The organism is Rhodococcus sp. TAF43 (assembly GCF_052113525.1).
In the GTDB taxonomy this organism is placed as follows: domain Bacteria; phylum Actinomycetota; class Actinomycetes; order Mycobacteriales; family Mycobacteriaceae; genus Prescottella.
In genome coordinates, this window is record NZ_JBFRDL010000011.1 from 138352 (window position 1) to 164437 (window position 26086).

The following is a 26086-nucleotide window of genomic DNA, read 5'->3' on the forward strand; positions in this document are numbered from 1 at the left end:
GCCGATCAGCTCACGGGGTCGGGGAAGAACAGCTCCCGCGCCCGGCGGGCCACCTCCTCCGGTGGGACGTCCTCGACCCGGGTGCAGACGGCCCAGCGGTGGCCGAACGGGTCGAGGAACACCCCGTGCCGGTCACCCGAGAAGGTGTCCGCCACGGCCGTGATCAGGTGCGCGCCCGCACGCACGGCGGCGTCGACGAACGCGTCGGTGTCCTCGACGTACACGACGAGCGACGAATGCACCCAACCCTGCTCGGGCGCCTTCAGCCCGAAGTCCGGCATCTCCTGGGAGAGTTGGAGCATCGAGTCGCCGATCCGGATCTCGGCGTGCATCACGGTGCCGTCCGGGGCGTCCATCCGGTCGACGATCACCGCGCCCAGACCGCGGACGTAGAAGTTCAGGGCGGCGTCCCCGTCGGGGACGGCCAGGTACGGCGTCAGGGTTCGGTATCCGTCGGGGATCGGTTTCACTGTGGTCATGGCGACAATTCTCGAACGCCGACGGCGGTCGTGGATTGAACGGATCGGACACGCGCCTACCCTGGATCGGGTGATCGACCGAATGCTCGACCTGCTCCGCGGCCGTCGCGTGTGCGTACTGACCGGCGCGGGCATCTCCACCGATTCCGGGATCCCGGACTACCGCGGACCCGACTCTCCCCCGCGCAACCCGATGACCTACCAGCAGTTCGTCGGCGACCCGTCGTTCCGGCGGCACTACTGGGCCCGCAATCACCTCGGGTGGCGGCACATGGATGCGGCCCGGCCCAACGCGGGCCACCGCGCGCTCGCGGCACTCGAGAACGCCGGCGTCGTGCAGGGCGTGATCACCCAGAACGTCGACCTGCTGCACACCAAGGCCGGCAGCCGGCACGTCATCGATCTGCACGGCAGCTATGCGCAGGTCCGTTGCCTCGACTGCGGCAACCGGATGTCGCGGATGACGCTCGCCGAGCGCCTCGACGCCGCCAACCCCGGCTTTGCCGAGACCGTCTCCGCCGCAAGCGGTGTGGAGATCGCCCCCGATGCCGACGCTGTCGTCGAGAGCACCGAGCACTTCCGGATGGTCGACTGCGCCGCGTGCGGAGGCATGCTCAAACCGGACATCGTGTACTTCGGCGAGAGTGTCCCGAAACCGCGGGTCGCGGCGTCGTTCCAGATGGTCACCGACGCCGACGCCCTGCTGGTCGTCGGCTCGTCGCTCACCGTCATGTCCGGGCTGCGATTCGTGCGCCGCGCCGCCCGCGACGGCATCCCGGTCGTCATCGTCAACCGCGGTACCACCCGCGGCGACGAGTTCGCCGCCCTCAAACTCGAGCAGGGCAGCTCCGAGGTCCTGCAGTCCCTCGTCGCCGCCCTGCCAGGCTGATCGGGCTCGCTACAGCGGCACCAGATCGTCGGCGTGGACCACCGGGCGGTGCATGTCCGCCGGCAGATCCGTGGTCGAGCGCCCCAGCATCTCCTCGATCTCGGTCGAGTCGTACGCCACCACGCCGCGCGCCACCGGACGTTCCTCCGGGCCGATCAGCGAGACCACGTCGCCGCCGTAGAAGCGGCCGCCGACCGCGGTGATGCCGGCGGGCAGCAGCGATCGCCGACGCTCCACGACTGCCCGTACCGCGCCGGCGTCCAGGTGCAGCGCGCCCTGGGTGTCGGCCGCATGACGCACCCAGAACTTGCGCGCCGACATGCGATGCGGCCGAGCCGCGAAGACCGTGCCGACATCGGCGGTGGTGAGGGCGGTCGCCGCGTCGGAGGCCGCGGTCAGCAGCACCGGGACACCCGAATCGGCGGCCAGACGCGCGGCGGAGAGCTTGGACGCCATCCCGCCGGTGCCGAGCGCGCCCCCGGAGCCTGCCACCACACCGTCGAGATCCTCGGGGCTGTTGACCTCGGGAATCAGTGTGGCCCCGCCCTTTCGGGGATCACCGTCGTACAGTCCGTCGACATCGGAGAGCAGCACCAGCGCGTCCGCACCCACCAGGTGCGCGACCAGCGCAGCGAGCCGGTCGTTGTCACCGAACCGCAGTTCGGTGGTCGCGACGGTGTCGTTCTCGTTGACGATCGCGACCGCATGTAGCGCCCGCAACCGGTCGAGAGTGCGCTGCGCGTTGCGGTGCTGCGTGCGACGGGCGATGTCGTCGGCGGTGAGCAGCACCTGACCGACGGTGCGGCCGTACCGCGCGAACGACGTACCCCACGCGTGGGCCAGCGCCAGCTGACCCACGCTCGCCGCAGCCTGCTTGGTCGCGAGATCCCTTGGGCGGTGGGTCAACCCGAGCGGCGCCAGGCCCGCGCCGACCGCGCCGGACGAGACGACGACCACGTCGGACCCGGCCCGCATCCGTGCCTCGAGCGCGTCCGCGAGCAGGTTGAGCCGGCCCACATCCAGTCCGCCGATCAAGCTGGTGATCGCCGACGACCCGATCTTGACGACGATGCTGCGCGCCGACGCGATGGAGGCTCTGGTCTCACTCACTTGTCTTTGGGATCCTCACTCGGCAGTCCGCGCCGCGCCCGCTGCGCATGCTTACGTTCGGGGGCTCCGATGCGGTCGACCTGGTCCAGTCGCGCGTCGGTGCCGCGGCCGGTGCGGACGATGTCCACGCCCGCCGCCGTCTGCGGCTCCCACTCGAAGCCGACGTCGCCGATGGTCACGAACGCGCCGGGCTCGGCGCCCTGCTTGACCAACTCGTCCTCGACGCCGAGGCGGGCCAGGCGGTCCGCCAGGTAGCCCACGGCCTCGTCGTTGTCGAACGCCGTCTGTCGCACCCACCGCTCGGGCTGGGTGCCGCGGACGATGAAGCCGCCCGGGTTCTCCGGGTCGGCAATGACGCTGAATCCGGTCTCCTTCGCGGCGATCGGACGGATCACCTGCCGCTTCGGCTCCGCCTTGGGATGCGCCTCGCGGTAGTCGTCAACCATCTTCGCGAGCGCGAAGGTCATGGGCCGCAATCCGTCTCGGCTCACCGCGGAGATCGTGAACACCGGCCAGCCGCGGGCCTCAAAGTCCGGGGTCACCATCTCGGCGAGCTCGGCGGCCTCGGGCACGTCGGCCTTGTTGAGGATCACGATGCGCGGCCGGTCGGCGAGGTCACCGAGGCCGGCGTCGCCCTGGAGCGCGGGCTGGTACGCCGCCAACTCGGCCTCGAGCGCGTCGACGTCGGAGATGGGGTCCCGACCCGGCTCGAGGGTCGCGCAGTCCACGACGTGCGCGAGCACCGCGCACCGCTCGAGATGCCGCAGGAAGTCCAGGCCGAGGCCACGACCCTGGCTGGCCCCCGGGATCAGCCCCGGCACGTCGGCCACCGTGAACGTCGTGTCACCACTCGACACCACACCGAGGTTCGGCTGGAGCGTCGTGAACGGGTAGTCGCCGATCTTCGGCTTGGCAGCGGAGAGGACGGACACCAGCGACGACTTGCCGGCGGACGGGAAGCCCACCAGCCCGACGTCGGCGACGGACTTGAGCTCGAGGACCAGGTCCCCTTCCTCGCCGTCCTCGCCGAGCAGCGCGAAGCCCGGGGCCTTGCGCGCCTTGGACGCCAGCGAGGCGTTGCCGAGGCCACCGCGACCGCCACGGGCTGCGACGAATCGGGTACCGACCCCGACGAGGTCGGCCAGGATGTTGCCCGCCTTGTCGAGGACGACGGTGCCGTCGGGCACCCTGAGGGTCAGATCGGAGCCGTTGGCACCCTCACGGTTGCCACCCATCCCCTGGGTGCCGTTGGTCGCCTTCGCGCGGGGATGGAAGTGGAAGTCGAGAAGGGTGTGGACGTTGCCGTCCACCTCGAGCACGACATCCCCGCCGCGACCACCGTTTCCACCATCGGGGCCGCCGAGCGGCTTGAACTTCTCGCGGTGGACGGAGGCGCAACCATTGCCGCCTTTTCCGGCGCTGACGTGCAGCACCACGCGGTCAATGAATCGGGACATGACTGCCGGATCCTTCCTCAGTCAAAGATCTTGCGGTTGAAGCAGTGTGACGGAGACGACGCACTGCGGTGAAAACGACAGTAGGGGCGGGCAGGGTTTGAGACCCTGGCCCGCCCCTACTGGGAGATCGGAACGGAATCGGACTCGTCACCGAGTCCGAACCGTAAGTGGCAGCAGACCTAGGCCTCTGCCGCGACCGGAACGATGTTCACGGTCTTGCGCCCGCGCTTGGTGCCGAACTCGACGGCGCCCGCAGCGAGAGCGAACAGGGTGTCGTCACCGCCACGACCGACGTTGACGCCGGGGTGGAAGTGGGTGCCACGCTGGCGCACGAGGATCTCACCGGCGCTGACGGACTGGCCGCCGAAGCGCTTGACGCCGAGTCGCTGTGCGTTTGAATCGCGACCGTTACGGGAGCTGGATGCGCCCTTCTTATGTGCCATGTCGAATCCCTCCAGGAATCGGTGAAAAGCTCGAGCTACTTGATGCCGGTGACCTTGAGGACCGTCAGCTTCTGACGGTGACCCTGGCGCTTGTGGTAGCCGGTCTTGTTCTTGAACTTGTGGATCCGGATCTTCGGGCCCTTGGTGTGCTCGACGACCTCACCGGTCACGGAGATCTTCGCCAGCTTGTCGGCGTCGGTGGTCAGCTCGGACCCATCGACCACGAGGACCGGGGCAAGCGAGACAGCGGTGCCGGGCTCACCCTCGATCTTCTCGACCTTGACGAGGTCACCAACAGCGACCTTGTACTGCTTTCCGCCGGTCTTGACGATCGCGTACGTTGCCATCGGACGGCTACCCCTTGCTACTTCGAACGTGCTCGCGCCGCTGCCCTAAAGGCTTTCAGTGCTGCGCGACTGGTCTGGTGTGGCGGCTACCCCTTGCGCGCCCGTGGTATGCCCAAATCGGGCGCAGCAGAGCGGTATCGCCGGGTAGCGACCGGTCAAGATTACGGGACGGCGACCGTCAGGGTCAAACTGGCCGGTCGACCGGTCCCGATGTGGCACTCCGCCGCCCCGTGTCACATACGGAGCGGCGGCCTACCACAGTATTCGTCAAGCCTCGGCATCCACCGGCGGGCCCGCGGGACGTGCAGCGGCACGACGGCGGCGCGGACGACGTGCCAGGGGCACCTCACCGTCCGACGACTCCGAGGGCCCTGCTGCCTCCACTGACGCCTCTGCGACCGCAGGAGCCGCCTCTTTGGGCGCCTCGGGGGCAGCGGACGGCACCGACTCGGGCTCCGGAGCGGACTCGGGCTCCGTGACCGGAATCACGAACACCGTTCCCGTGTCGGAGGTCTCACCGACCGGGGCGGCTGCCGCACGGGACACCCGCCGGCTGCGGCGGCGTCCCCGGGGGGCCGCCTCCTTCTCCGTGTCGGCGTCGGACGCCGCGGGCGTCTCGGGTTCGGGCTTCGTCTCGGGTTCGGGCTTCGGCTCGGACTTCGCCTGGGGCTGGGGTTCGAGTTCGACCCCGGCCTCGTGCGACGCGTGCTCGTCCGGATGCGACTCGTGCTCGCCGTGATGCGAGGCCATCGCGAGCGCCACCGGATGCGCCCGCTTCACGGTCGCGTCCGCAGCCGACTCTTCCGGACTCGGGTGCGGATGCGCCTGCTGCCCGTCTGCCACGGGTTCCGGCGCAGCCGCGGCGGCGCGGTCACGACCGCGCTTCTTGCGGCCACCCGACTCCTTGGACTGGCCCCGGCCACCGTCGTCGGTCGACTTCACCTCGACGGGTTCGCTGTGCACGATGATCCCGCGACCGTGGCAGTGCTCACACGTCGTCGAGAATGCCTCGACCAGTCCGGTGCCCAGCTTCTTGCGGGTCATCTGGACCAGGCCGAGCGACGTGACCTCGGATACCTGGTGCCGCGTGCGGTCCCGACCGAGCGCCTCGGTGAGTCGACGCAGGACGAGATCGCGGTTGGACTCGAGCACCATGTCGATGAAGTCGACGACGATCATGCCGCCGATGTCGCGCAGGCGCATCTGCCGCACGATCTCCTCGGCCGCTTCGAGGTTGTTACGGGTGACCGTCTCCTCGAGATTGCCGCCGGCACCGGTGAACTTGCCGGTGTTGACGTCCACGACGGTCATCGCCTCGGTGCGGTCGATCACCAGCGTGCCACCCGAGGGCAGCCACACCTTGCGGTCGAGCGCCTTGGCGAGCTGCTCGTCGATGCGATGCGTCTCGAAGACGTCCGGGGTGCCGGACTCCACGACGTGCCGCTCCACCCGCGGCAGCAGATCCGGTGCGACGGTCTTGATGTAGGTCTCGACCGTGCTCCAGGCCTTCTCGCCCTCGATCACGAGCTTCGAGAAATCCTCGTTGAACAGGTCGCGGACGACCTTCACGAGCAGATCGGGCTCCTCGTACAGCGCCTGCGGCGTGCCCGACTTGCCCTCCTTCGCCTTCGCGGCCTGTTCCTCGATGGTCGCCCACTGCGTCTGCAGTCGGGTGACGTCGCGCGACAGCTCTTCCTCGCTGACGCCCTCGGACGCCGTGCGAATGATCACACCGGCGTCGGCCGGGACGATCTCGCGGAGGATCTCCTTGAGGCGCTTGCGCTCGGTGTCGGGCAGCTTGCGGCTGATACCGGTCGACGTGCCACCCGGCACGTACACCAGGAATCGTCCGGCCAGGCTGATCTGCGTCGTCAGGCGCGCGCCCTTGTGACCGACCGGATCCTTGCTGACCTGGACCAGCACCTGGTCGCCGGGCCGCAGGGCCTGTTCGATCTTGCGGGAATTGCCGCCGAGACCGGCCGCCTCCCAGTTGACCTCACCGGCGTAAAGCACGCCGTTGCGGCCACGCCCGATGTCGATGAACGCGGCCTCCATGCTGGGCAGCACGTTCTGGACGCGACCGAGGTAGACGTTGCCGACCATCGACGACGAGGACGACCCCGTGACGAAGTGCTCCACCAGAACGCCGTCCTCGAGGACCGCGACCTGCGTGGATGCCGCCGGGTTGGTGCCGCCGACCTTCTCGCGGACAACCATGACCCGGTCGACCGCCTCGCGGCGTGCCAGGAACTCGGACTCGCTCAGGATCGGGGGACGGCGACGGCCGGCGTCGCGGCCGTCACGACGGCGCTGACGCTTGGCCTCGAGCCGCGTCGAGCCGCTGATGCCCTGGACCTCGTCCTTGACGGCGCGGGCCTTGTTGCGCGGTTCACGCTCGTGGACGACGGTGTTCGGCGGATCGTCCTCGGACGAGACCTCCCCGTCGCTGCCGCCCTTGCGCCGACGGCGGCGGCGACGACGACGGCTGCTGTCGCCGGACTCGTCCGACTCGGCGTGCTCGTCCTCGGCGGACTCGGGAGCCTCGGCCGCTTCCACGGCGTCGTCCTCGGAAGCCGTCGCCTTGTCGGCCTCGTGAGCCTTCTCGGCGTTGTCGGCCTCGTCTGTGTCGTCCGACTCGGCGCCGTCGGCCTGCTGCTCTCCACGGCCTCGACCGCGGCCACGGCGTCCACGACGACGGCGGCGCTGCTGCTCACCGCCCTCGCTCTCGCCGCCGTCGGCGCTCTCGGCGCCCGCGGCGGTTTCGGTGTCTTCGGTGCTCTCCGTGTCTTCCCGGGCACCGGAGGTCGCCTCCGCGTCCTCGGCGACGGCGGCCGGCGCGGCTTCGTCGGCCGCGGTCTGCGACTCGTCGGTCACCTCGGGGGCGGCGGCCGCGCGACGGCTGCGACGACGACGCGGTGCGGTCTCGGCGGCGGCCGCTTCGGGCTGGAGGAACAGCGGGGCCTGCACCACCGCGGGTGCGGCGGCCGACTCGTGCTCGGTGCCGAGTTCGACGTTGGTGAAGAGCCCGGTGAAGTCGTCGCCGGAGCGGGCCGGCTCGACGGGCGTGGCCTCGGCGGGGGCTTCGGTCTCGGTGGCGGCCTCGATCACCGGCTCTGCGGCGACCTCGACCTTCGGGGCGGCCTTCTTGCGCGCCCGCTTGCGGGGCGCGGGCTTCTCGGCGGGCGCGGGCTCCGCGGCGGGCTCGGGCTCGACCGGGGCAGCCTCGGCGGAGGCGGTCTCCACGACAGGCTCGGCGGCAGGCTCCGCCGGAGCGGTCTGCGCGGCACCGGACACGGTGGCGTGGATGCGCTCGGCGATATCGCGCTGGAGGCTGGACTGCGCGCTGCGCAACTCGGTGCCCAGCGCTGCGGCCTCCGCGAGCACCTGCTTGCTCGTGACACCGAGCAGCTTGGCGAGCGCGTGCACGCGGATCTTCTCGGGGAGCACCGGGGTGGTACTCGGGTCGACCGACGCTTCCGCGATCGGTTCCTGAACAGTTTCGGGCGGCGCTTGATCGGCCACGTATTCTCCTCGAGCCCCCGGGCGCGTCCACCCGTCTTTCATCGGATGTGACGCGGCCGCGCGGGGGCGATGGTTGTGTACTCGCACCGGGGGTACGAGATTGTATGGTCTCGCTCCACGTGGTTCACAGTGTCCGTTAATCACTGCGGAATCGCGCGGTGCCTGGCTGGATGGCGGCGATCCACGGCGCGAGCGCCTGACCGTTCACGACGTGAGCGCCTGATCATCCAGCGTGCCGCACGGAACAGGGATTACCTGCGCCGGTAGGGCAGCGATGACGGGCTTCGCACCGTGGTGTCATCCGATCGGATCCGCGTGGAGCAAAATTGCGGTCCGACCGATTTCAGTATCCCACACCTGGGCCGGGTGTCCTCTCATCGGCGCACCGGTAGGTGGCAAAACAAAGGGACGCTCCGCGGGCACGACGGCCCGGGAGCGTCCCGAGTTGTGGGCCTCAGGCCCGAGCGAGCTGGGGAAACCAGAGCGCGATCTCACGCTCGGCCGACTCGACGGAGTCGGATCCGTGGACCAGATTCTGTCCGCCGTCGAGGGCCAGGTCGGCACGGATGGTGCCGGGGACCGCCTTCTCGACCGGGTCGGTACCACCGGCGATCTGACGGAACGCGGCGATCGCGCGCGGGCCTTCGAGCACAGCGGCCACGAGCGGCCCGGAGGTGATGAAGTCGAGCAGCCCCGGGTAGAACGGCTTGCCTTCGTGTTCGGCGTAATGCGTCGCGGCGACATCGCCGGGCGCCGTCCGCAGTTCCATCGCCGCAATGGTCAGACCCTTGCGTTCGATGCGGGAGAGGATCTCGCCGACATAGCCACGGGCCACGCCGTCGGGCTTGATCAGTACCAGGGTGCGCTCAGTCACGGCGAACAGCCTAGACGGTCAGTCTCGTTGCCCCGGCAGCAGACCCCGCTCGATCCGGCGCGCGATGTCCTTGCGCAGGTACACGATGTACAGCCACACCGCACCGAACAGAAGACCGATCACGCCGAGCGCGGTGTCGATGAAGAAGCCGAGGATCGTGAGAACCTGCAGCGTGAGGTTGAACTTCATCGCCCACGGTCGTCCCTGCACTCCGGCGCCCAGGATCATCAGCAGCGCCAGCACACAGATGTACAGGCCCGACGCCCACGTCAGGCCCTTCGAGTTGACGACGGCAACGACGGGTAGCGCCAACAGCACCACGATCGCCTCGAGGATGAGGGTTCCCGCCATCACACCGCGGAAGCCCTTCCACGGATCCTTCGCCGGCGGCTGGAACTGGGGTTCTGGGGTGTCGCTCACGCGGGGTCCTTTCCGAACAGGGAGCGGGCAACGCCCGCGGTGACGACCGAACCGGTGACGACGACGCCCGCCCCCGAGACTGCCTCACCGGGCTCGGCGACCTCCTCGGCCAGCCCGATCGCGGTCTCGAGCGCGTCGGCCAGGGTGGGCGCGACGACGACCCGCTCGTCGCCGAACCGTGCCACGGCACGGTTCGCGAGGTCCTCGACATCCATCGCCCGAGGCGATCCGTTGTGCGTGACGACGAGCTCGTCGAATACAGGCTCGAGTGCGTCGAGGATGCCGTCGACGTCCTTGTCCCCCATGACGCTGACGACACCGACGAGCTTGCGGAAGTCGAACTCGGCAACCAGCGCGRCCGCCAGGGCCTGCGCCCCGTGCGGGTTGTGCGCGGCATCGAGGAACACGGTCGGCGCGCTGCGGACCCGTTCGAGACGGCCCGGGTTGACGACGGACGCGAAGCCCGCACGGATCGCATCCGCGTCGAGCTGCCGGTCGGGTCCGGCACCGAAGAACGCCTCGACCGCGGCGAGCGCGAGCGACGCGTTGCGCGCCTGGTGCTCGCCATGCAGCGGCAGGAAGATGTCCTCGTACACGCCGCCGAGGCCCTGCAGCTCGAGCTGCTGGCCGCCGATCGCGATCTGCCGACGCAGTACCCGGAACTCCGAGCCCTCACGCGCCACCGCGGCGTCCGCCTCGACGGCCCGGCGCAGCAGCACGTCCATCGCCTCGGGGCTCTGCTCGGCGATGATCGCGACGGTGTCGATCGGGGCGACGCCCTCGACTCCGCTCTCGCGACCCTTCTTGATGATCCCGGCCTTCTCCCCCGCGATCGACTCGAGGTCGGGGCCCAGGTACTCGACGTGGTCGAGCCCGATCGGCGTGATCACCGCGACCTGGGCGTTGATGACGTTGGTGGCATCCCACTTGCCGCCCAGACCGGTCTCGACGACCGCGACGTCGACCGGCGCCTCCGCGAAGGCGGCGTAGGCCATCGCCGTGGTGACCTCGAACTTGCTCATCGCGGGACCACCGGCAGCCTCGGACTGCCTGTCGATCATCGCGATGTACGGCTCGAGCTCGCGGTACGTGTCGATGTAGGTGCGCACCGGGATCGGCGCGCCGTCGATGCTGATCCGCTCGGTCGCCAGCTGCAGGTGCGGACTGGTGGTCCGGCCGGTCCGCCGATGCAGGTGGGTGAGCAGGGCGTCGATCATCCGCGTCACCGACGTCTTGCCGTTGGTGCCGGCGACATGGATGGCCGGGTAGCTGAGCTGCGGCGAGCCGAGCAGATCCATCAACGCGGAGATCCGGGTCAGCGACGGCTCGATCTTGGTCTCGGGCCAGCGCTTGTCCAGTTCCGCCTCGACGAGCGCGAGTTCGGCGAGGTCGACCGGGGTGGGATCTCCCGGGCGTTCGGTGCTCACGCTCCGCCCAGCTCCTTCAGACGTGCGGACATGCGGGCGATCTCCTCCTGCGCCACCTGCTGACGGGCGCGGATCTTGTCGACGACCGCGTCGGGGGCCTTCGCGAGGAACGCCTCGTTGGACAGCTTCGCGGTGGTGCCCGCAAGCTCCTTCTCGGCGGCCGCGAGGTCCTTCTCCAGACGCTTCTTCTCGGCGCCCAGGTCGACGGTGCCCGACGTGTCGAGTTCCACGGTCACGGTGGCCTTGCTCAGGCGCACCTCGACCGAGGCGGTCGCGGAGAAGCCGTCGGCGGGCTCGGTGAGCTTGGCGAGTGCCGCCACCGAGGCGAGCTGGCCCTCGACGTCGGCGTCGGCCGCACCGGACAGGCGCGCGGCCACCTTCTGCGACGGCTTGAGGCCCTGGTCGCTGCGGAAACGACGCACCTCGGTGACGAGGCGCTGCATGTCCTCGATCCGCTGCGCGGCAACGGGATCCGCGGCAACGCCGGTGGCGGTCGGCCAGTCGGCGATCACGACGGACTCGCCACCGGTGAGCACCTTCCACAGCGTCTCGGTGACGAACGGGATCACCGGGTGCAGCATCCGCAGCAGCGTGTCGAGGACGTTTCCGAGGACCGCCTTGGTGCCCTCGGCGTGGTCGGAGCCCTCCGCCAGCTGCACCTTGGCGAGCTCGAGGTACCAGTCGCACACCTCGTCCCACGCGAAGTGGTAGAGCGCCTCGCACGCCTTGGAGAACTCGAACTTCTCGAATGCCTCGTCGACCTCGGTACGGACCTGCTCGAGCCGGTCCAGGATCCAGCGGTCGGCGTCGGTGAGCTGATCGCGCGCCGGCAGGTCCGCGACGACGGCACCGTTCATCAGCGCGAACTTGGTGGCGTTGAACAGCTTGTTCGCGAAGTTCCGCGACGACTGCGCATGGTCCTCACCGACGGCGAGGTCGCTGCCCGGGTTGGCGCCGCGGGCGAGCGTGAAGCGCAGCGCGTCGGCGCCGAAGCGGTCGACCCAGTCGAGCGGGTCGATGCCGTTGCCGCGCGACTTCGACATCTTCTTGCCGAACTGGTCGCGGACCAGGCCGTGCAGGAACAGGTCCTGGAACGGCACCTTGCCGCCGCCCACCGCGTCGTCGCCGGCCACGTACGTGCCGAACATCATCATCCGGGCCACCCAGAAGAACAGGATGTCGTAGCCGGTGACGAGAACGCTGGTGGGGTAGAACTTCTCGATCTCGGGGGTCTTGTCGGGCCAGCCCATCGTGGAGAACGGCCACAGGCCCGACGAGAACCACGTGTCGAGGACGTCGGGGTCCTGCTCCCAGCCCTCGGGTGCGGTCTCGTCCGGGCCGAAGCACTGCACCTCGCCGTTCGGTCCGTACCAGATCGGGATGCGGTGGCCCCACCACAGCTGGCGCGAGATGCACCAGTCGTGCATGTTGTCGACCCATGCGAACCAGCGCGGCTCCTGGCTGGCGGGGTGAATGACGGTGTCGCCGTTGCGAACCGCGTCACCGGCGGCCTTGGCGAGCGCATCGACCTTGACCCACCACTGCATCGACAGCCGCGGCTCGATGGTCTCGCCCGAACGCTCGGAGTGGCCGACGCTGTGCACGTACGGGCGCTTCTCGGCGACGACGCGGCCCTGCTCGGCGAGCACCTCGCGGACCTTCACGCGGGCCTCGAAGCGGTCCATGCCGTCGAACTGCGTTCCGGTGTCGGCGATCTTGCCGGTCTTGTCCATGATGGTCGGCATCGGCAGGCTGTGCCGGACGCCCATCTCGAAGTCGTTGGGGTCGTGCGCGGGCGTGATCTTCACGGCGCCGGTGCCGAACGCGGGGTCGACGTAGTCGTCGGCGATGATCGGGATCTGCCGGCCGGTGAAGGGGTGCTCGAGCGTGGTGCCGACGAGGTGCTTGTAGCGCTCGTCGTCGGGGTGGACGGCGACCGCGGTGTCACCGAGCATCGTCTCGACACGGGTGGTCGCGACGATGACGTGCGGCTCGTCGTCGTTCAGCGAGCCGTAGCGCAGCGAGACGAGCTCGCCCTCGACCTCCTCGAACTTCACCTCGATGTCCGAGATCGCGGTCTGCAGCACCGGCGACCAGTTGACGAGGCGCTCGGCGCGGTAGATGAGGCCGTCGTCGTACAGGCGCTTGAAGATGGTCTGGACGGCGCGCGAGAGGCCCTCGTCCATCGTGAAGCGGTCGCGGGACCAGTCGACGCCGTCGCCGATGCGACGCATCTGGCCCTGGATGGTGCCGCCGGACTCGCGCTTCCAGTCCCAGACCTTCTCGATGAACTGCTCGCGGCCGAAGTCTTCCTTCTTCTTGCCGTCCGCGGCCAACTGCTTCTCGACGATCGTCTGCGTCGCGATGCCGGCGTGATCCATGCCGGGCAGCCACAGCACCTCGAAGCCCTGCATGCGCTTGCGGCGGCACAGCGCGTCCATCAGGGTGTGGTCGAGCGCATGGCCCATGTGGAGGCTGCCGGTGACGTTCGGCGGCGGCAGCACGATCGAGTAGCCGGGATTGTCGCTCGACGGGTCGGCCGTGAAGTAACCGGCGTCTACCCAGCCCTGATACAAGTCGGCCTCTACCGCACTGGGATCCCAGCTCTTGGGGAGGGCGTCTGCGGGGTTCTGGGGAGTCTCTGGCGCACTGGTCACCCCCCAATCGTAGTCAGTGCCGCCGAATCGTCCGGACCCGGCTCGGCGCCCCCATCGCCCCCGCCCCTCCCCCTCGCGTTTTGCGCACTTATCGGTCCCGGCTCGGCCCGTCCAGGAACGACAAGTGCGCAAATCGGCGGATCAGGATCCCAGTACATCGGGCAGTGGCACGTCCTCCTCGAGCACGTGCTCGGCGAGGAACGACTCCACCACCTGGTACCAGATCTTGGCGTGCTGGGGGCTGAGCACCCAGTGGTTCTCGTCGGGGAAGTACAGGAACCGGTGGTCGGTCTCCCCCTGGGCGTCGGCGGGCAGCCCCGACTCGGACAGCAGTTCGTACCAGAGCCGCAGTCCCTCACCGATCGGCACGCGGTAGTCCTTGTCGCCATGGATCACCAGCATCGGGGTGACGATGTCGGCGACGTACAGGTGCGGGGAGTTCTCGAACGCCATCTCGGGCGTCATCTCGCGCTGCCAGTACCAGGCGGCGTCGGTGGTGGGACCGAACTGGTCCAGCGCCCACAGGCTCGCGTGCGTGACGATCGCCTTGAAGCGGTCGGTGTGGCCGGCGATCCAGTTCGCCATGTAGCCGCCGAACGAGCCGCCCATCGCGGCCGTTCGCTTCGCGTCGATCTCCGGCAGCGCCTCCGCGGCGTCGGTGATCGCCATCAGATCGGTGTAGGGCGCCTTGCCCCACTGTCCCCAGCCGCGTTGGACGAAGTCCTGACCGTATCCGGTGGACAGCGCGGGATCCGGCAGCAGCACCGCGTACCCCTTGGCGACCAGCAGCCACGGGTTCCAGCGCCACGACCACGTGTTCCACGAATTCAGCGGGCCGCCGTGCACCCACAGCAGCAGCGGCGCCGGGCGTTCCGCCGACGCCGAGTCGGGCAGTGCCAGCCACGAGCGCAGCGGGGTGCCGTCGGCGGCCTGCCCCACTACCTCGGCGAGGCGGCCGGGCAGCCGGGGCGACACCGACGGGGCACGCAGTTCCGTGACGGAGCCGACGTCGCCGACGAGGGCGATCCGCACCGGGTGCGGCGGCCGCGCGTACGAGGCGCGCATCGCGTACACCGCGGAGCCGTCCGGGGCCGGACGCAGATCGGTGTAGGCGGCGTCGTCGGTCGTGAGCGCCGCCGGTGTATCGCCGCGCAGCAGGAAGATCGGGCCGCGACCGCGGTCGTCGGCGGTGACGAGCAGGCCGTCACCGCCCGGCAGCCACGCGACGGCCGTCGGCCAACGATCCCAGCCCGGGGCGAGATCCTCGACGACCCGGCTCGCGAAGGTGATGCGGTGCAGCGTGATTCGTGGCGCCTGCTCCGGATCCCCGTGGGATTCACGCAGGTACACGACCTGCGTGCCGTCGGGCGAGATCGCCGGATGCAACAAGTCCGCCGTGTCGTCCTCGACGAGCGTGGTGCGCTCCCCCGTCGCCACGTCGATCCGCACCAGGATCGTGCGCATCGTGCCGAGTACACCCGGGACCGACCAGGTGCTGACGACGAACGATCCGTCGTCGGCGAGCGCGTAGTCGGCGTCGCGCAGCGCGACGCCCGGCATCGGCGTCAGGTCGTCGAGCACGATTTCCTCGGCGGCACCGCTGCTGGTGGCACCTGCCAGCAGGTGCGGGACGTCGGGGCCGAGGTCGTGGTCCCAGTGCCGCACCGGGTATCCGGTGTGCAGGACGGCCGAGACCTTCTTGTCCTTGCGCTCGCCGCGGATCCGCTCGTCGTCCTCGACCGTCCCGGAGGCCCCGAGGACACCGGTGCTCACCACGACGCGCGCCGCCGACCGCGCGGCACGCACGCCCGCGATCCCGCCACCGCGTCCGGCCACCCGGCAGGCCTCGCCACCGGCGGCGGGCAGGCGCCACAGTGACGCCGCCGTGTCGTCGGAGTCGTCGGGCGAGGGCCGCGTCGACGTGAACAGCAGATCGCCGTCGTGGGTGAACGCGGCGCCGGATTCGCCCTTCGATCCCCACGTGAGCCGCCGCGCGGGGCCCGCACCGGCCGGATCGATCTCCCACAGCGCGGACACGTACTTGGTGGCCGTGTCGTCGAGCACCGCCTGCGCGACGACGAGCCGGGTGCCGTCCGGGGACAGCTCGAGGCCGGACATGCGAGGCAGGGCGAGGTAGTCGTCCAGGTCCTGGAAGGGGGTGCCGAGAGAGTGCTGCGGGGTCGAGGTCACCCCTGATTGGTACCACGCCGAGACGGCCCGTGACGGCCGTCACGGTGCACGTTCACGATGCGATCACCGCGGATTGCGCCACATCTTCCACAGTGTCGGACCACCGTTCGGGATCACGATCTCTCCGGTGACCTCGAACCCGAAGCGTTCGTAGTAGGGGATGTTCGCGTGCTTGCTGGATTCGAGGTAGGCCGGCGCCGCCTCGGCATCGCAGCGGGACAGGCGCGAGTTCAGCAGTGCCTTGCCGTAACCGCCACCGCGGCCTGCCGAGGAGGTGCCGATGGTCGCCAGATACCAGTGCGGTTCGGTGGGATGTGCCGACTCGAGCGCATGCGAGACCTCGGCACCGACGCGCAGGTACCGGCCCAGTGCGCGCGCCACGGTCGGCAGGCTCAGGAAGGAATCGAACGCCGACTGCTTCCACCGGCCCGGCGGATCCCACAGCGCACCGCCGACGATGGTGCCGTCGGCCGACTCGGCCAGCTCCGCACCCCCGCCGGAGAGATGGTGGTAGCGGATCTCCGCCGCGAACAACCGGGCCAGGCCGGCCGGCCGCTTCGAGGCGTCGGGCAACATCCAGCTCATCACGGGATCGTCGTCGAACGCCTCGGCCAGCGCACGTGAGAGCGCGGGAATGTCCGGTCGGGTCACGGGTCGCACGACGGCTGCCATAACCGCGAGAGTACCGGCCGGGTCAGCCCAGCAGCGGTGCGATTCGGGGCGGGATCTGCTGCAACGCGTACGGCAGGCTCAGCACGGTGCTCCACGTCATGGCCTCCGCCGCCTCGTCGTCGAGGATGACCGCGCGCCCGTCCTCGACGACGTCGAGTGTCCGATAGATCGGCGTCTTCGCGAGCTCGGCGCGGAGATCGTCGCCGAACCCGCCCCCCGCGTACCAGACGAGGAGGTCGACGTTCGCGAGCGACAGCTGCTCGGTACTGATCTCGGCAAAGTTCGTCTTGCGGATCTGCTCGGCCACAGGCGGATTCACGAATCCGAGTTCGCTGAAGAAGCGAACCTTGGGGTCCTCCGGTCCGTACACCCCGAACTGGCCGGGCCCCTTCAGCGCCCCGACGAGCACCGTCTTGCCGGCGAACACCGGGTTGGCGAGCGCGACATCGGTGAACTGCTGCTGCACCCCCGACACCAGTTCGGCGGCTCGGTCCTGCCGCCCCAGTGCCTCCCCCAGGATCATGGTCTGGTCCTGCCAGCGCACGCCGTAGTCCGCGACCCCGGCCGGTTGCGCCACCGTCGGGGCGATCGCGGAGAGCTTGTCGTACTGGCCCTGCGTGAGGCCCGAATACGTACCCACGATGAGGTCGGGGGCGACGCCCGCCACCTTCTCGATATCGATGCCGGTGCTCGCGCTGCCGATGACCGGCAGTTCCGCCTCACCCAATTCGTCCTGCGCCCACGGCCACACCGCGCTCGGGTAGTCGCCGTACCAGTCGAACACCCCGACCGGCACCGTCCCGAGAGCCAGCAGTGCGTCCTGGTCGTTGTAGCCGACGCTCACCACCCGCTTGGGCTGGGCGGGCACCGTGGTCTGCCCGTACTTGTGGGCCACGGTCGCGCCGGGGGCGTCGTCGGAATCGCCGCCACCGGATTCCGCGCCGGCGCATGCCGCCGCGAACGCGAGCAGCGCACCGGTGCCACCGATCAGGAACCCCCTCCGCGAGAGGGCACCCATGTCCCGGCGTCCGACCGTCCCGAAGCCGTGTCCAGGTCCGCAATCCCCCATAGGTAGACCCTCCGTTCGCGACCACAGCCAGCACTCGAGTAGGTAAGGCTCACCGACCCTACCCCGCGGTTCGGTGCGTCGGACCGTGCATCGCGGGAATTCGGGGGCCAGTATGGGTCCATGACGCGTAAGGGTCCCCGGGAAGACATCGACGAGAACGACCTCGTCGTCAGCCACACGAAGGACTACGCGGCCGGCGTGCCGGCCGTGCTCGTATCGATGGAGCGCGCCGTGGAGCAGATGGGCATCGCCCGCACCGCGCGCACCCTCACCCGCCTCAACCAACGCCACGGGTTCGACTGCCCCGGCTGCGCCTGGCCCGAGACGCCCGGACACCGCAAGCCCGCCGAGTTCTGCGAGAACGGCGCCAAGGCGGTCGCCGAGGAGGCCACGCTCCGGACCGTCACCCCCGAGTTCTTCGCCGCGCACCGGATCTCCGAGCTGGATGAGCACACCGACTACTGGTTGGGCCAGCAGGGCCGGCTCGCGCACCCGATGGTGCTGCGCCCCGGCAGCGAGCACTACGAACCGATCGTGTGGGACGACGCCTACCGACTGATCGGCGACCACCTGCGCGGGCTCGGCAGCCCCGACGAGGCCGTGTTCTACACGTCCGGCCGCACCAGCAACGAGGCGGCGTTCCTCTACCAGTTGATGATTCGCAGCTTCGGCACCAACAACATGCCGGACTGCTCCAACATGTGCCACGAGTCGTCGGGCAGCGCGCTCACCGAGGCGATCGGCATCGGCAAGGGCTCGGTGTCGGTACCCGACCTCGAGCAGGCCGATCTCATTCTCATCGCGGGACAGAACCCGGGCACCAACCACCCGCGCATGCTGTCCACCCTCGAGAAGGCGAAGGCCAACGGCGCCAGGATCATTGCGATCAACCCGTTGCCGGAGGCAGGCCTGCGCCGGTTCAAGGACCCCCAGAAGGTCGGCGGCGTCCTCGGCCGCGGAGTCGACATCGCCGACGACTTCCTGCAGATCCGACTCGGCGGGGACATGGCGCTCTTCCAGGGCCTGGGCCGACTGCTGCTCGAGGCCGAGGACCGCGCACCGGGCACCGTCGTCGACCGCGCGTTCGTCGATCGGCACTGCGCCGGGTTCGAGGAGTACGCCGACCACGTGCGCGCCGTCGACCTGGACACGGTCGTGGAGGCGACCGGCCTGACGATGCAGCAACTCGAGGACACCGCCCGCGCGCTGGCCGAATCCGACCGCACCGTCACGTGCTGGGCGATGGGACTCACCCAGCAGACGCACGCGGTCGCCACCATCCAGGAGGCCGTGAACCTGTTGCTCATGCGCGGCATGATCGGCAAGCCGGGCGCCGGCGTGTGCCCGGTCCGCGGCCACTCCAACGTTCAGGGCGACCGCACCATGGGCATCTGGGAGAAGATGCCGGAGGAGTTCCTGGCCGCCCTGGACACCGAGTTCTCGATCGAGAGCCCGCGGCGGCACGGGTGGGACACCGTCGACGCGATCCGGGCGATGCGCGACGGCCGCGCCCGGGTGTTCATGGCAATGGGCGGCAACTTCGTCGCCGCCACCCCGGACACCGCGGCCACCGAGCAGGCGCTGCGGAACTGCGAACTGACCGTGCAGGTTTCGACCAAGCTCAACCGCAGCCACGTCGTGCACGGGCGCACCGCGCTGATCCTGCCCACCCTCGGCCGCACCGACCTCGACGTCCAGGCCACCGGCAAGCAGTTGGTGTCGGTGGAGGATTCGATGTCGATGGTGCATCTGTCCCGCGGACGGCTGAAGCCGGTGAGTGAGCACCTGCACAGCGAGGTCGCGATCGTCTGCCGGCTCGCACGCGAACTGCTCGGGTCCGAGCATTCGGTGCCGTGGGCCGAGTTCGAGGGCGACTACGACCTGATCCGGGATTCGATTTCCCGCGTCGTGCCGGGCTGCGAGGACTACAACACCCGGGTGCGCCGACCCGACGGCTTCCAGCTACCGCATCCGCCGCGAGACGCACGCGAGTTCCGGACCCACACCGGCAGGGCCAATTTCGCGGTCAACGCGCTCGAGTGGGTGCCGACCCCGCCCGGACGGTTGATCCTGCAGACGATGCGCAGCCACGACCAGTACAACACCACGATCTACGGCCTCGACGACCGCTACCGCGGTGTCAAGGGTGGGCGGAAAGTGGTCTTCGTCAGCGCCGCCGACATCGCCGAGATGGGTCTGTCCGACGGGCAATCGGTGGACGTGGTCTCCGAATGGACCACCGCGGACGGCACGGTCGAGGAGCGGCGCGTCCACGACTTCCGGATCGTCGAGTACAGCACGCCCCGCGGCAACGCGGCCGCCTACTACCCCGAGACGAATCCGCTGGTTCCCCTGGATCACGTTGCTGCCAAGTCGAATACACCCGTATCCAAGGCTATCGTCGTCCGGCTCGAACCGGCCCGGGCCGGCTGATGGGACGCGTCACCGCCCGGCGGCCCGTCCTGCGCATCACCCCGGACGGGACCCGGCACCGCCCGGACACCCTGGCCGTCGAGGAACCTCTCGAGATCCGCCTCGGCGGGCGGTCCCTCACCGTCACGATGCGCACGCCCGGCAACGACATCGACCTGGTCCACGGGTTCCTGCTGGCCGAGGGCATCATCGGCAGCGTCCAGGACGTCTCGGTGATCCGGTACTGCGACGGCGTCGACGACGACGGCGCCAACACCTACAACGTCCTCGACGTCGAACTCGGGCCCGACGTTCCGGATCCGGGCACCCGGGGTCGACGCGAGTTCCTCACCACGTCGGCGTGCGGGGTGTGCGGGAAGGCATCGCTCGACGAGGTCGCGACCCGCAGCCGCTTCACACTGTCCGACAGCACAATCGAGGTCACCGCAGCCGCGCTGTCCTCGATGCCACCCACTCTGCGTCGGGGCCAACGGGTGTTCGAGGCCACCGGCGGGCTGCACGCCGCCGGGTTGTTCACGACCGACGGCGCGCTCCTCGCGCTGCGTGAGGACGTCGGTCGCCACAACGCGGTCGACAAGGTCGTCGGCTGGGCGCTGACCGGGCGCCGGATCCCCCTGTCCGATGCCGTCCTGATCGTCAGTGGCCGGGCCTCGTTCGAACTCGTGCAGAAGGCCGCGATGGCCGGCATCCCACTGCTCGGCGCCGTGTCGGCGCCGTCCTCACTGGCGGTCGACCTGGCCCGGGACCAGGGGATGACACTCGTCGGGTTCCTCCGCGGCGAGAGCATGAACGTCTACACCGGCGAGCACCGCATCAAGCGGTGACGGCACTACCACGTCACCGCGCAGTGCGACGACGACGACGGTGTCGTCGAACTCGTCGACACCGTCGCCACCGGTGAACTCGTGGGCAATCCCCCGCGCTACTCGCAGCTGCTTTGACCGTTCTAGCAGGTGCCCGCGGGTGTCCCCCCCGCCTGCAACTGCTGGAAGAACTGCTCGGCGTCGCCGAAGGAGTCCGCAACCGCGGCGCGATGATCGGCGCCCTCGTAGGTCTTGTAGCCGACCGTCGACCCGCTGTCGCACAACGCCTTCGCCAACGCCTTCGATCCCGGCTCGGCGACCAGCGTGTCGGCGGTGCCCTGCAGGATCATCGTCGGAACCGAGAGCTTCAGCTGCGCCGGCTCCTGCTTCTTCAGATAGCCGATCAACTTGTCCATATCCGCGCCGGGCGCGAACGCCTGGTCGACGGGCACCGACGGGATCACGTCGCGGATCTGCGCGACGCAGCCGTTGCGGGCCGCGGTCAGCAACGCCTTGGAGGTCGGTGTGACGTACGAATCCGCGTCGATTGACGGATCGGCCGCCTCCGCGCCGAGCAGGATCAGCGGCAGGAACGCGAGGGCCGGTGCCACTGCGGGGTTTCCGGAGGCCAGGTACGCCGGCGTCTGGCTCGTGCCGTTGCCCGGCGCGATCGCGACCGCGCCCCGCAGATCCAGCTCCGGTGCCCGCTCCGCACCCTGCGCGGCGGTGAACAGCGTGGCGTGCCCACCCTGGCTGTGCCCCATCGCGTACCACTGGTTGCTGATCGAATCGTCGAGTTCGCGGCTCGCGCGCACGATGTCGACGACGGCGTTGGCCTCCGTCCCACCGTCCATGTACGGGTGCCCGCCCGGCGTGCCCATGCCGACGTAGTCGGTCTGCACGACGACGTACCCGTCGGCGACGTAGCGATCGAGGGTCTCGTCGACCACGCCGAGGTAGTCGTGCGCGAGGCCGTCGTCCGAATCGGCGGACGGCGCGCAGATGTCGGAGACACCCGTGGTGCCGTGGGCCCAGCTGAGGACGGGCCACCCGCCGTCGGGTGCGGAGGTCTTCGGAATCGACACCGTGCCCGACACGACCACGGGATCGCCCTGCGCGTTCTGCGAGACGTACGTGATGAGCTCGCTGCGGGCCGCGCTGGGCAGGACCGGGGCGCCCCGCAATTGCTGACTCGACAGCAGCTGACCCGGTTCCAGCGTCGCCGCACCGTCGGCCTCGGCCGAGCTGTTACTGCTGCATCCCGCCGCCACCAGCGCGACCGACGTGGCCGCCACGAGCGTGAAGAGTCCCACGCCCCGTGTGCGGCCGCTCCCGGCCTTCGTCAGTGTGTTCACGAACAACCTCCAGATTAAGAAACGCGTCTTAGCCCGATGAAGATAGCTCATTCAGTACGCTGTCGGCTATGAATTCGCCGAACGCTCGCGACACGATCCTCGAAGTCGCCGAACGTCTCATCGCCGAACGAGGCATGCACGGGGTGTCCGCGAGGGAGATCGTGAGAACCGCGGGGCAGCGCAACAATTCGGCACTCACCTACCATTTCGGCTCGTGGGACGGCCTGCTCGAAGCGATCTGGCTCGAGCACATGGGCTCCATCAACGCGCTCCGCGCCGACATGCTCGCGAACTCCGGCGACTCCGACCGCCTCGCCCATCTGGTCGCTTGCTACATCCACCCCTTCGTCGCGGAGGTCGCGGCCCGCGAGCCGTCGTCCTACTGGGCACGGTTCAACGAACAGTGGCTCACCGGGGTCCACCTGGACTTCGTCTCGACACCGACATCGCTGGTCCCCGCCGATCCCAGGTACCCCCGGATCGGCGGGATGAAACTACTCCAGGAACTGTTCGCCGGCATCACCGACGAACTCACCCACCTGACTCCCGACGCCCGCGCACGGAGGGTGGCCATGATGGCCCGATTCGTCGTGTCGGCGATGGCCACCTGGGAGCGAGAAGCCACCGCCGGGACGACTCGCGACCTCGAGGCGTTCGAAACCGAGCTGACCTCGCTCGCGATCGCAGTTCTGCGCGCCACCTGAGACGGCCGGATGCTGGTGCACCACATCGGAATCGGAGGGACACTGCCCCGCACGCGCCGCGGGTGCGACGAGGGCCCTGAGCCGACACCGGAACCCGGTCGGCGCACAGCAACGTGCGCCCGGCCGATTCGGACCTGATCCGAATCAACCGGGCGCACGAGGCGTGGTGGAACTGGCGGAGAGTCCTTGTTCAGGACCACCCGGTACCTATGCCGACTTGTCGCGACGCTCCCGCTCCGGCTTGCGCGGCACGATCGTCGGCAGGACGTTGTCGTTGACGGTCTCCGCGGTGACGACCACCTTCGCGACATCGTCACGACTGGGGATGTCGTACATCACCGGGAGCAGGACTTCCTCCATGATCGCGCGCAGCCCACGGGCACCCGTGCCACGGTGGATCGCCTGATCCGCGATCGCCTCCAGCGCGTCCACCGTGAACTCGAGTTCGACGCCGTCCATGTCGAACAGGCGGGTGTACTGCTTGACGAGCGCGTTCTTCGGCTCGGAGAGGATCTTGACCAGAGATTCCTTGTCGAGATTGGTCACCGACGCCACGACCGGAAGCCGGCCGATGAACTCGGGAATAAGACCGAACTTGATCAGGTCCTCGGGCATGACCTCCGCGAAGTGGTCCTGCGTGTCGATCTCGGCCTTCGAGCGGACCTCGGCGCCGAAGCCGATGCCGCGCTTGCCGACCCGATCGGAGACGATCTTTTCGAGACCGGCGAACGCACCCGCCACGATGAAGAGCACGTTGGTGGTGTCGATCTGGATGAACTCCTGGTGCGGGTGCTTGCGCCCACCCTGCGGCGGCACACTCGCCTGCGTGCCCTCGAGGATCTTCAGCAGCGCCTGCTGCACACCCTCACCGGACACGTCCCGCGTGATCGACGGGTTCTCGCTCTTGCGGGCGATCTTGTCGACCTCGTCGATGTAGATGATGCCGGTCTCGGCGCGCTTGACGTCGTAGTCGGCGGCCTGGATCAGCTTCAGCAGGATGTTCTCGACATCCTCACCGACGTATCCGGCCTCGGTCAGTGCCGTCGCGTCCGCGATCGCGAAGGGCACGTTGAGCATCTTCGCCAGCGTCTGCGCGAGGTAGGTCTTGCCGCAGCCGGTGGGGCCGAGCATGAGGATGTTCGACTTCGCCAACTCGACGGTCTCACCGCGCGCGTCCCGACTGCGGTCGCCCGCCTGGATGCGCTTGTAATGGTTGTAGACCGCCACCGCCAACGTCCGCTTCGCAGCGTCCTGACCGATCACATAGTTCTCGAGGAAGTCGCGGATCTCCGCGGGCTTGGGCAGCTCGTCGAGCTTGACCTCACTGGACTCCGCCAGCTCTTCCTCGATGATCTCGTTGCACAGATCGATGCATTCGTCGCAGATGTAGACCCCGGGTCCCGCAATGAGCTTCTTGACCTGCTTCTGGCTCTTACCGCAGAACGAGCACTTGAGCAGATCGCCGCCGTCACCGATGCGTGCCATCTCGTAAGGTCCCTACTTCCTTGTCTACGTGCGAACACCCTCACCCGAATCCCCGCGGATCGCTGTTCAGCGATCGCGTGCCCTCGGCTCAGGATCGAAGGCCCATGGTGTGACCGTACCCGCAGATCGGGAACGAGGTCGACCAAAAGCCGGTGATTCCCACACGGCGAACACGATTCCGACACATGAATCACATCCGCGTGAAGAACGCGGAATGCCCCAGCTTGACGGGTGTGCACCCCGGTCCGCCGCAATCCGATCACTCGGCGTGTCGGCGAACCGGGATGCCCCACATCACTTCTGGGCGGACAGCTTCCGGTACTGGAGGACGTCGTCGATGATGCCGTACTCCTTCGCCTCTTCCGCCGTCAGAATCTTGTCGCGGTCGGTGTCCTTGCGGATGACGTCAGGATCCCTGCCGGTGTGCTTCGAGAGCGTGGTCTCCATCAGTCGGCGCATGCGCTCGATCTCCGCAGCCTGGATCTCCAGATCGGAGACCTGACCCTGGATGCCACCGGTCGCGGGCTGATGGATCAGCACACGGGCGTTCGGCAGCGCGAGGCGCTTGCCGGGCGTGCCGGCAGCGAGCAGGACGGCCGCGGCCGACGCGGCCTGGCCGAGGCAGACCGTCGTGATGTCGGCCCGCACGTACTGCATCGTGTCGTAGATCGCCATCAGCGACGTGAACGAGCCGCCCGGCGAGTTGATGTACATGGTGATGTCGCGGTCCGGGTCGAGCGACTCGAGCACCAGCAGCTGCGCCATGACGTCGTTCGCCGACGCGTCGTCCACCTGCACGCCGAGGAAGATGATGCGCTCCTCGAACAGCTTGTTGTAGGGGTTGGACTCCTTGACGCCGTAGCTGGAGTGCTCGATGAACGAGGGCAGGATGTAGCGCGACTGAGCGCCGGCCGGAGCCTGGCCGCCGAGCGCGTGGGCGGCACGGGGATCGAAGAGGTTGGTCATCAGTTCTCCAAGATGGTGTGGGCGGAAGGTCGGATGCGTTGCGGGCTAGTTGCCTGCGCCGCCCGCCTGCCGCGCGCGGGTGATGACGTGGTCGACGAAGCCGTACTGGAGCGCTTCCTTCGCGGTGAACCAGCGGTCACGGTCCGAGTCCGCAGTGATCTGCTCGACGGTCTGGCCGGTGTGCTCCGCGATGAGCTCGGCCATCTCGCGCTTGGTGTGCGCGAACTGCTCCGCCATGATCGCGATGTCGGACGCGGTGCCGCCGATGCCGGCCGACGGCTGGTGCATCATGATCCGCGCGTGCGGCAGGGCGTACCGCTTGCCCTTGGTGCCGGCCGACAGGAGGAACTGCCCCATCGAGGCGGCCAGGCCCATGCCGAAGGTCGCGACGTCGCACTCGGCGAACTGCATGGTGTCGAAGATCGCCATGCCTGCCGTGACCGAGCCGCCGGGCGAGTTGATGTACAGGGAGATGTCCCGGGTGGGGTCCTCTGCCGACAGCAGCAGGATCTGGGCGCACAGCTTGTTCGCGATGTCGTCGTCCACCTGCGTACCGAGGAAGATGATGCGCTCGCGAAGCAGGCGTTCGTACACCGAGTCGCTGAGATTCAGACCGGAGGTGGCTGAAGTCATGGCGGGATTCTGGTAAGTCACGGTACCTGCCTTCTCGATAAGTCGTTGGTTCCYGACACTGACACTAACGAAGTAGGGCGGCACCGGAGTCCCGGTGCCGCCCTACTTCGCTGAAAGCGGAAATACTCGCGCCCACCGGGGGTGGCAGGCG

At 68.9% G+C, this 26086-nt stretch carries 21 protein-coding genes; 4 read left to right on the forward strand and 17 right to left on the reverse strand.

Annotated features, from left to right (window positions below; translation table 11 throughout):
- Positions 1 to 5 precede the first annotated feature (5 nt).
- Positions 6 to 479, reverse strand: a complete 474-nt coding sequence (locus AB4Z09_RS10190) for a VOC family protein (protein ID WP_114719045.1) — start codon at positions 477 to 479, stop codon at positions 6 to 8.
- Positions 480 to 549: 70 nt separating this feature from the next.
- Between AB4Z09_RS10190 and AB4Z09_RS10195 the strand changes: the two genes are divergently transcribed.
- Positions 550 to 1368: an NAD-dependent protein deacetylase gene (locus tag AB4Z09_RS10195; protein ID WP_217487140.1), complete on the forward strand. Its 819-nt coding sequence runs from the start codon at positions 550 to 552 to the stop codon at positions 1366 to 1368.
- Between the two features lie 9 nt (positions 1369 to 1377).
- Here AB4Z09_RS10195 and proB read toward each other — a convergent pair whose 3' ends face one another.
- The 12 genes from proB to AB4Z09_RS10255 all read right to left on the reverse strand — a co-directional run bounded on the left by proB (position 1378) and on the right by AB4Z09_RS10255 (position 17505).
- Complete coding sequence (gene proB, locus AB4Z09_RS10200) at positions 1378 to 2478, reverse strand: glutamate 5-kinase (RefSeq protein WP_114719043.1); 1101 nt, start codon at positions 2476 to 2478, stop codon at positions 1378 to 1380.
- Entirely contained in the window at positions 2475 to 3935 is a 1461-nt protein-coding gene (gene obgE / locus AB4Z09_RS10205) for a GTPase ObgE (RefSeq protein WP_174911419.1), read from the reverse strand. Before obgE ends, proB begins: the two co-directional genes overlap by 4 nt.
- 179 nt (positions 3936 to 4114) lie before the next feature.
- Entirely contained in the window at positions 4115 to 4378 is a 264-nt protein-coding gene (gene rpmA / locus AB4Z09_RS10210; RefSeq protein ID WP_013416501.1) for a 50S ribosomal protein L27, read from the reverse strand.
- A gap of 35 nt (positions 4379 to 4413) precedes the next feature.
- Positions 4414 to 4725 (reverse strand): 50S ribosomal protein L21, encoded by a 312-nt coding sequence (rplU, locus tag AB4Z09_RS10215; RefSeq protein WP_005512259.1) that lies wholly within the window; start codon positions 4723 to 4725, stop codon positions 4414 to 4416.
- 267 nt (positions 4726 to 4992) lie between these two features.
- Positions 4993 to 8247 (reverse strand): translation initiation factor IF-2 N-terminal domain-containing protein, encoded by a 3255-nt coding sequence (locus AB4Z09_RS10220; protein ID WP_442239650.1) that lies wholly within the window; start codon positions 8245 to 8247, stop codon positions 4993 to 4995.
- A 454-nt stretch (positions 8248 to 8701) separates the two neighbouring features.
- Positions 8702 to 9121: a nucleoside-diphosphate kinase gene (gene ndk / locus AB4Z09_RS10225; RefSeq protein ID WP_114719040.1), complete on the reverse strand. Its 420-nt coding sequence runs from the start codon at positions 9119 to 9121 to the stop codon at positions 8702 to 8704.
- Positions 9122 to 9139: 18 nt separating this feature from the next.
- Positions 9140 to 9541 (reverse strand): DUF4233 domain-containing protein, encoded by a 402-nt coding sequence (locus AB4Z09_RS10230; protein WP_254622574.1) that lies wholly within the window; start codon positions 9539 to 9541, stop codon positions 9140 to 9142.
- Positions 9538 to 10968 carry a bifunctional tetrahydrofolate synthase/dihydrofolate synthase gene (folC, locus tag AB4Z09_RS10235; protein ID WP_442239651.1) on the reverse strand — a complete coding sequence of 477 codons (1431 nt, stop codon included), beginning with the start codon at positions 10966 to 10968 and terminating at the stop codon, positions 9538 to 9540. The genes AB4Z09_RS10230 and folC overlap by 4 nt, the downstream gene beginning before the upstream one ends.
- Positions 10965 to 13625 (reverse strand): valine--tRNA ligase, encoded by a 2661-nt coding sequence (locus AB4Z09_RS10240; RefSeq protein ID WP_174911428.1) that lies wholly within the window; start codon positions 13623 to 13625, stop codon positions 10965 to 10967. Before AB4Z09_RS10240 ends, folC begins: the two co-directional genes overlap by 4 nt.
- Positions 13626 to 13766: 141 nt before the next feature.
- A complete protein-coding gene (locus AB4Z09_RS10245) occupies positions 13767 to 15743 on the reverse strand; it encodes an alpha/beta fold hydrolase (RefSeq protein ID WP_442239673.1) in 1977 nt (658 codons plus the stop codon).
- A 135-nt stretch (positions 15744 to 15878) separates the two neighbouring features.
- Positions 15879 to 16487, reverse strand: coding sequence for a GNAT family N-acetyltransferase (locus AB4Z09_RS10250; RefSeq protein ID WP_174911433.1), 609 nt, complete (start codon positions 16485 to 16487; stop codon positions 15879 to 15881).
- 22 nt (positions 16488 to 16509) lie between these two features.
- Complete coding sequence (locus AB4Z09_RS10255; RefSeq protein ID WP_442239652.1) at positions 16510 to 17505, reverse strand: iron-siderophore ABC transporter substrate-binding protein; 996 nt, start codon at positions 17503 to 17505, stop codon at positions 16510 to 16512.
- 171 nt (positions 17506 to 17676) lie between these two features.
- On the opposite strand from AB4Z09_RS10255, the gene AB4Z09_RS10260 reads away from it, so the two are divergent.
- A complete protein-coding gene (locus AB4Z09_RS10260) occupies positions 17677 to 19989 on the forward strand; it encodes an FdhF/YdeP family oxidoreductase (RefSeq protein WP_442239653.1) in 2313 nt (770 codons plus the stop codon).
- The gene (gene fdhD, locus AB4Z09_RS10265) at positions 19989 to 20813 is read left to right on the forward strand and encodes a formate dehydrogenase accessory sulfurtransferase FdhD (protein ID WP_114719032.1); all 825 of its coding nucleotides are present in this window, start codon (positions 19989 to 19991) and stop codon (positions 20811 to 20813) included. Before AB4Z09_RS10260 ends, fdhD begins: the two co-directional genes overlap by 1 nt.
- 122 nt (positions 20814 to 20935) lie before the next feature.
- On the opposite strand, the gene AB4Z09_RS10270 is transcribed toward fdhD, so the two are convergent.
- Positions 20936 to 22138: an alpha/beta hydrolase family protein gene (locus tag AB4Z09_RS10270; RefSeq protein ID WP_441346826.1), complete on the reverse strand. Its 1203-nt coding sequence runs from the start codon at positions 22136 to 22138 to the stop codon at positions 20936 to 20938.
- 77 nt (positions 22139 to 22215) lie between these two features.
- On the opposite strand from AB4Z09_RS10270, the gene AB4Z09_RS10275 reads away from it, so the two are divergent.
- On the forward strand, positions 22216 to 22851 hold the full coding sequence (locus AB4Z09_RS10275) for a TetR/AcrR family transcriptional regulator (RefSeq protein ID WP_174911445.1): 636 nt from the start codon (positions 22216 to 22218) through the stop codon (positions 22849 to 22851).
- A gap of 207 nt (positions 22852 to 23058) precedes the next feature.
- Here AB4Z09_RS10275 and clpX read toward each other — a convergent pair whose 3' ends face one another.
- From clpX to AB4Z09_RS10290, 3 genes are all read right to left on the reverse strand, one after another.
- A complete protein-coding gene (clpX, locus tag AB4Z09_RS10280; protein ID WP_114719029.1) occupies positions 23059 to 24336 on the reverse strand; it encodes an ATP-dependent Clp protease ATP-binding subunit ClpX in 1278 nt (425 codons plus the stop codon).
- Between the two features lie 294 nt (positions 24337 to 24630).
- On the reverse strand, positions 24631 to 25302 hold the full coding sequence (locus tag AB4Z09_RS10285) for an ATP-dependent Clp protease proteolytic subunit (RefSeq protein ID WP_114719028.1): 672 nt from the start codon (positions 25300 to 25302) through the stop codon (positions 24631 to 24633).
- Positions 25303 to 25347: 45 nt separating this feature from the next.
- On the reverse strand, positions 25348 to 25956 hold the full coding sequence (locus tag AB4Z09_RS10290; RefSeq protein ID WP_258557635.1) for an ATP-dependent Clp protease proteolytic subunit: 609 nt from the start codon (positions 25954 to 25956) through the stop codon (positions 25348 to 25350).
- Positions 25957 to 26086: the final 130 nt, after the last annotated feature.

What these genes read in the sequence shown, in the direction of transcription:
- rplU (WP_005512259.1), bottom strand. Translation starts at nt 4,725, where the DNA reads ATGGCAACGTACGCGATCGTCAAGACCGGCGGAAAGCAGTACAAGGTC.
- rpmA (WP_013416501.1), bottom strand. Translation starts at nt 4,378, where the DNA reads ATGGCACATAAGAAGGGCGCATCCAGCTCCCGTAACGGTCGCGATTCA.
- AB4Z09_RS10285 (WP_114719028.1), bottom strand. Translation starts at nt 25,302, where the DNA reads ATGACCAACCTCTTCGATCCCCGTGCCGCCCACGCGCTCGGCGGCCAG.
- AB4Z09_RS10260 (WP_442239653.1), top strand. Translation starts at nt 17,677, where the DNA reads ATGACGCGTAAGGGTCCCCGGGAAGACATCGACGAGAACGACCTCGTC.
- AB4Z09_RS10250 (WP_174911433.1), bottom strand. Translation starts at nt 16,487, where the DNA reads ATGGCAGCCGTCGTGCGACCCGTGACCCGACCGGACATTCCCGCGCTC.
- obgE (WP_174911419.1), bottom strand. Translation starts at nt 3,935, where the DNA reads ATGTCCCGATTCATTGACCGCGTGGTGCTGCACGTCAGCGCCGGAAAA.
- clpX (WP_114719029.1), bottom strand. Translation starts at nt 24,336, where the DNA reads ATGGCACGCATCGGTGACGGCGGCGATCTGCTCAAGTGCTCGTTCTGC.
- AB4Z09_RS10275 (WP_174911445.1), top strand. Translation starts at nt 22,216, where the DNA reads ATGAATTCGCCGAACGCTCGCGACACGATCCTCGAAGTCGCCGAACGT.
- fdhD (WP_114719032.1), top strand. Translation starts at nt 19,989, where the DNA reads ATGGGACGCGTCACCGCCCGGCGGCCCGTCCTGCGCATCACCCCGGAC.
- AB4Z09_RS10245 (WP_442239673.1), bottom strand. Translation starts at nt 15,743, where the DNA reads ATGTCCGGCCTCGAGCTGTCCCCGGACGGCACCCGGCTCGTCGTCGCG.
- AB4Z09_RS10255 (WP_442239652.1), bottom strand. Translation starts at nt 17,505, where the DNA reads ATGGGTGCCCTCTCGCGGAGGGGGTTCCTGATCGGTGGCACCGGTGCG.
- AB4Z09_RS10190 (WP_114719045.1), bottom strand. Translation starts at nt 479, where the DNA reads ATGACCACAGTGAAACCGATCCCCGACGGATACCGAACCCTGACGCCG.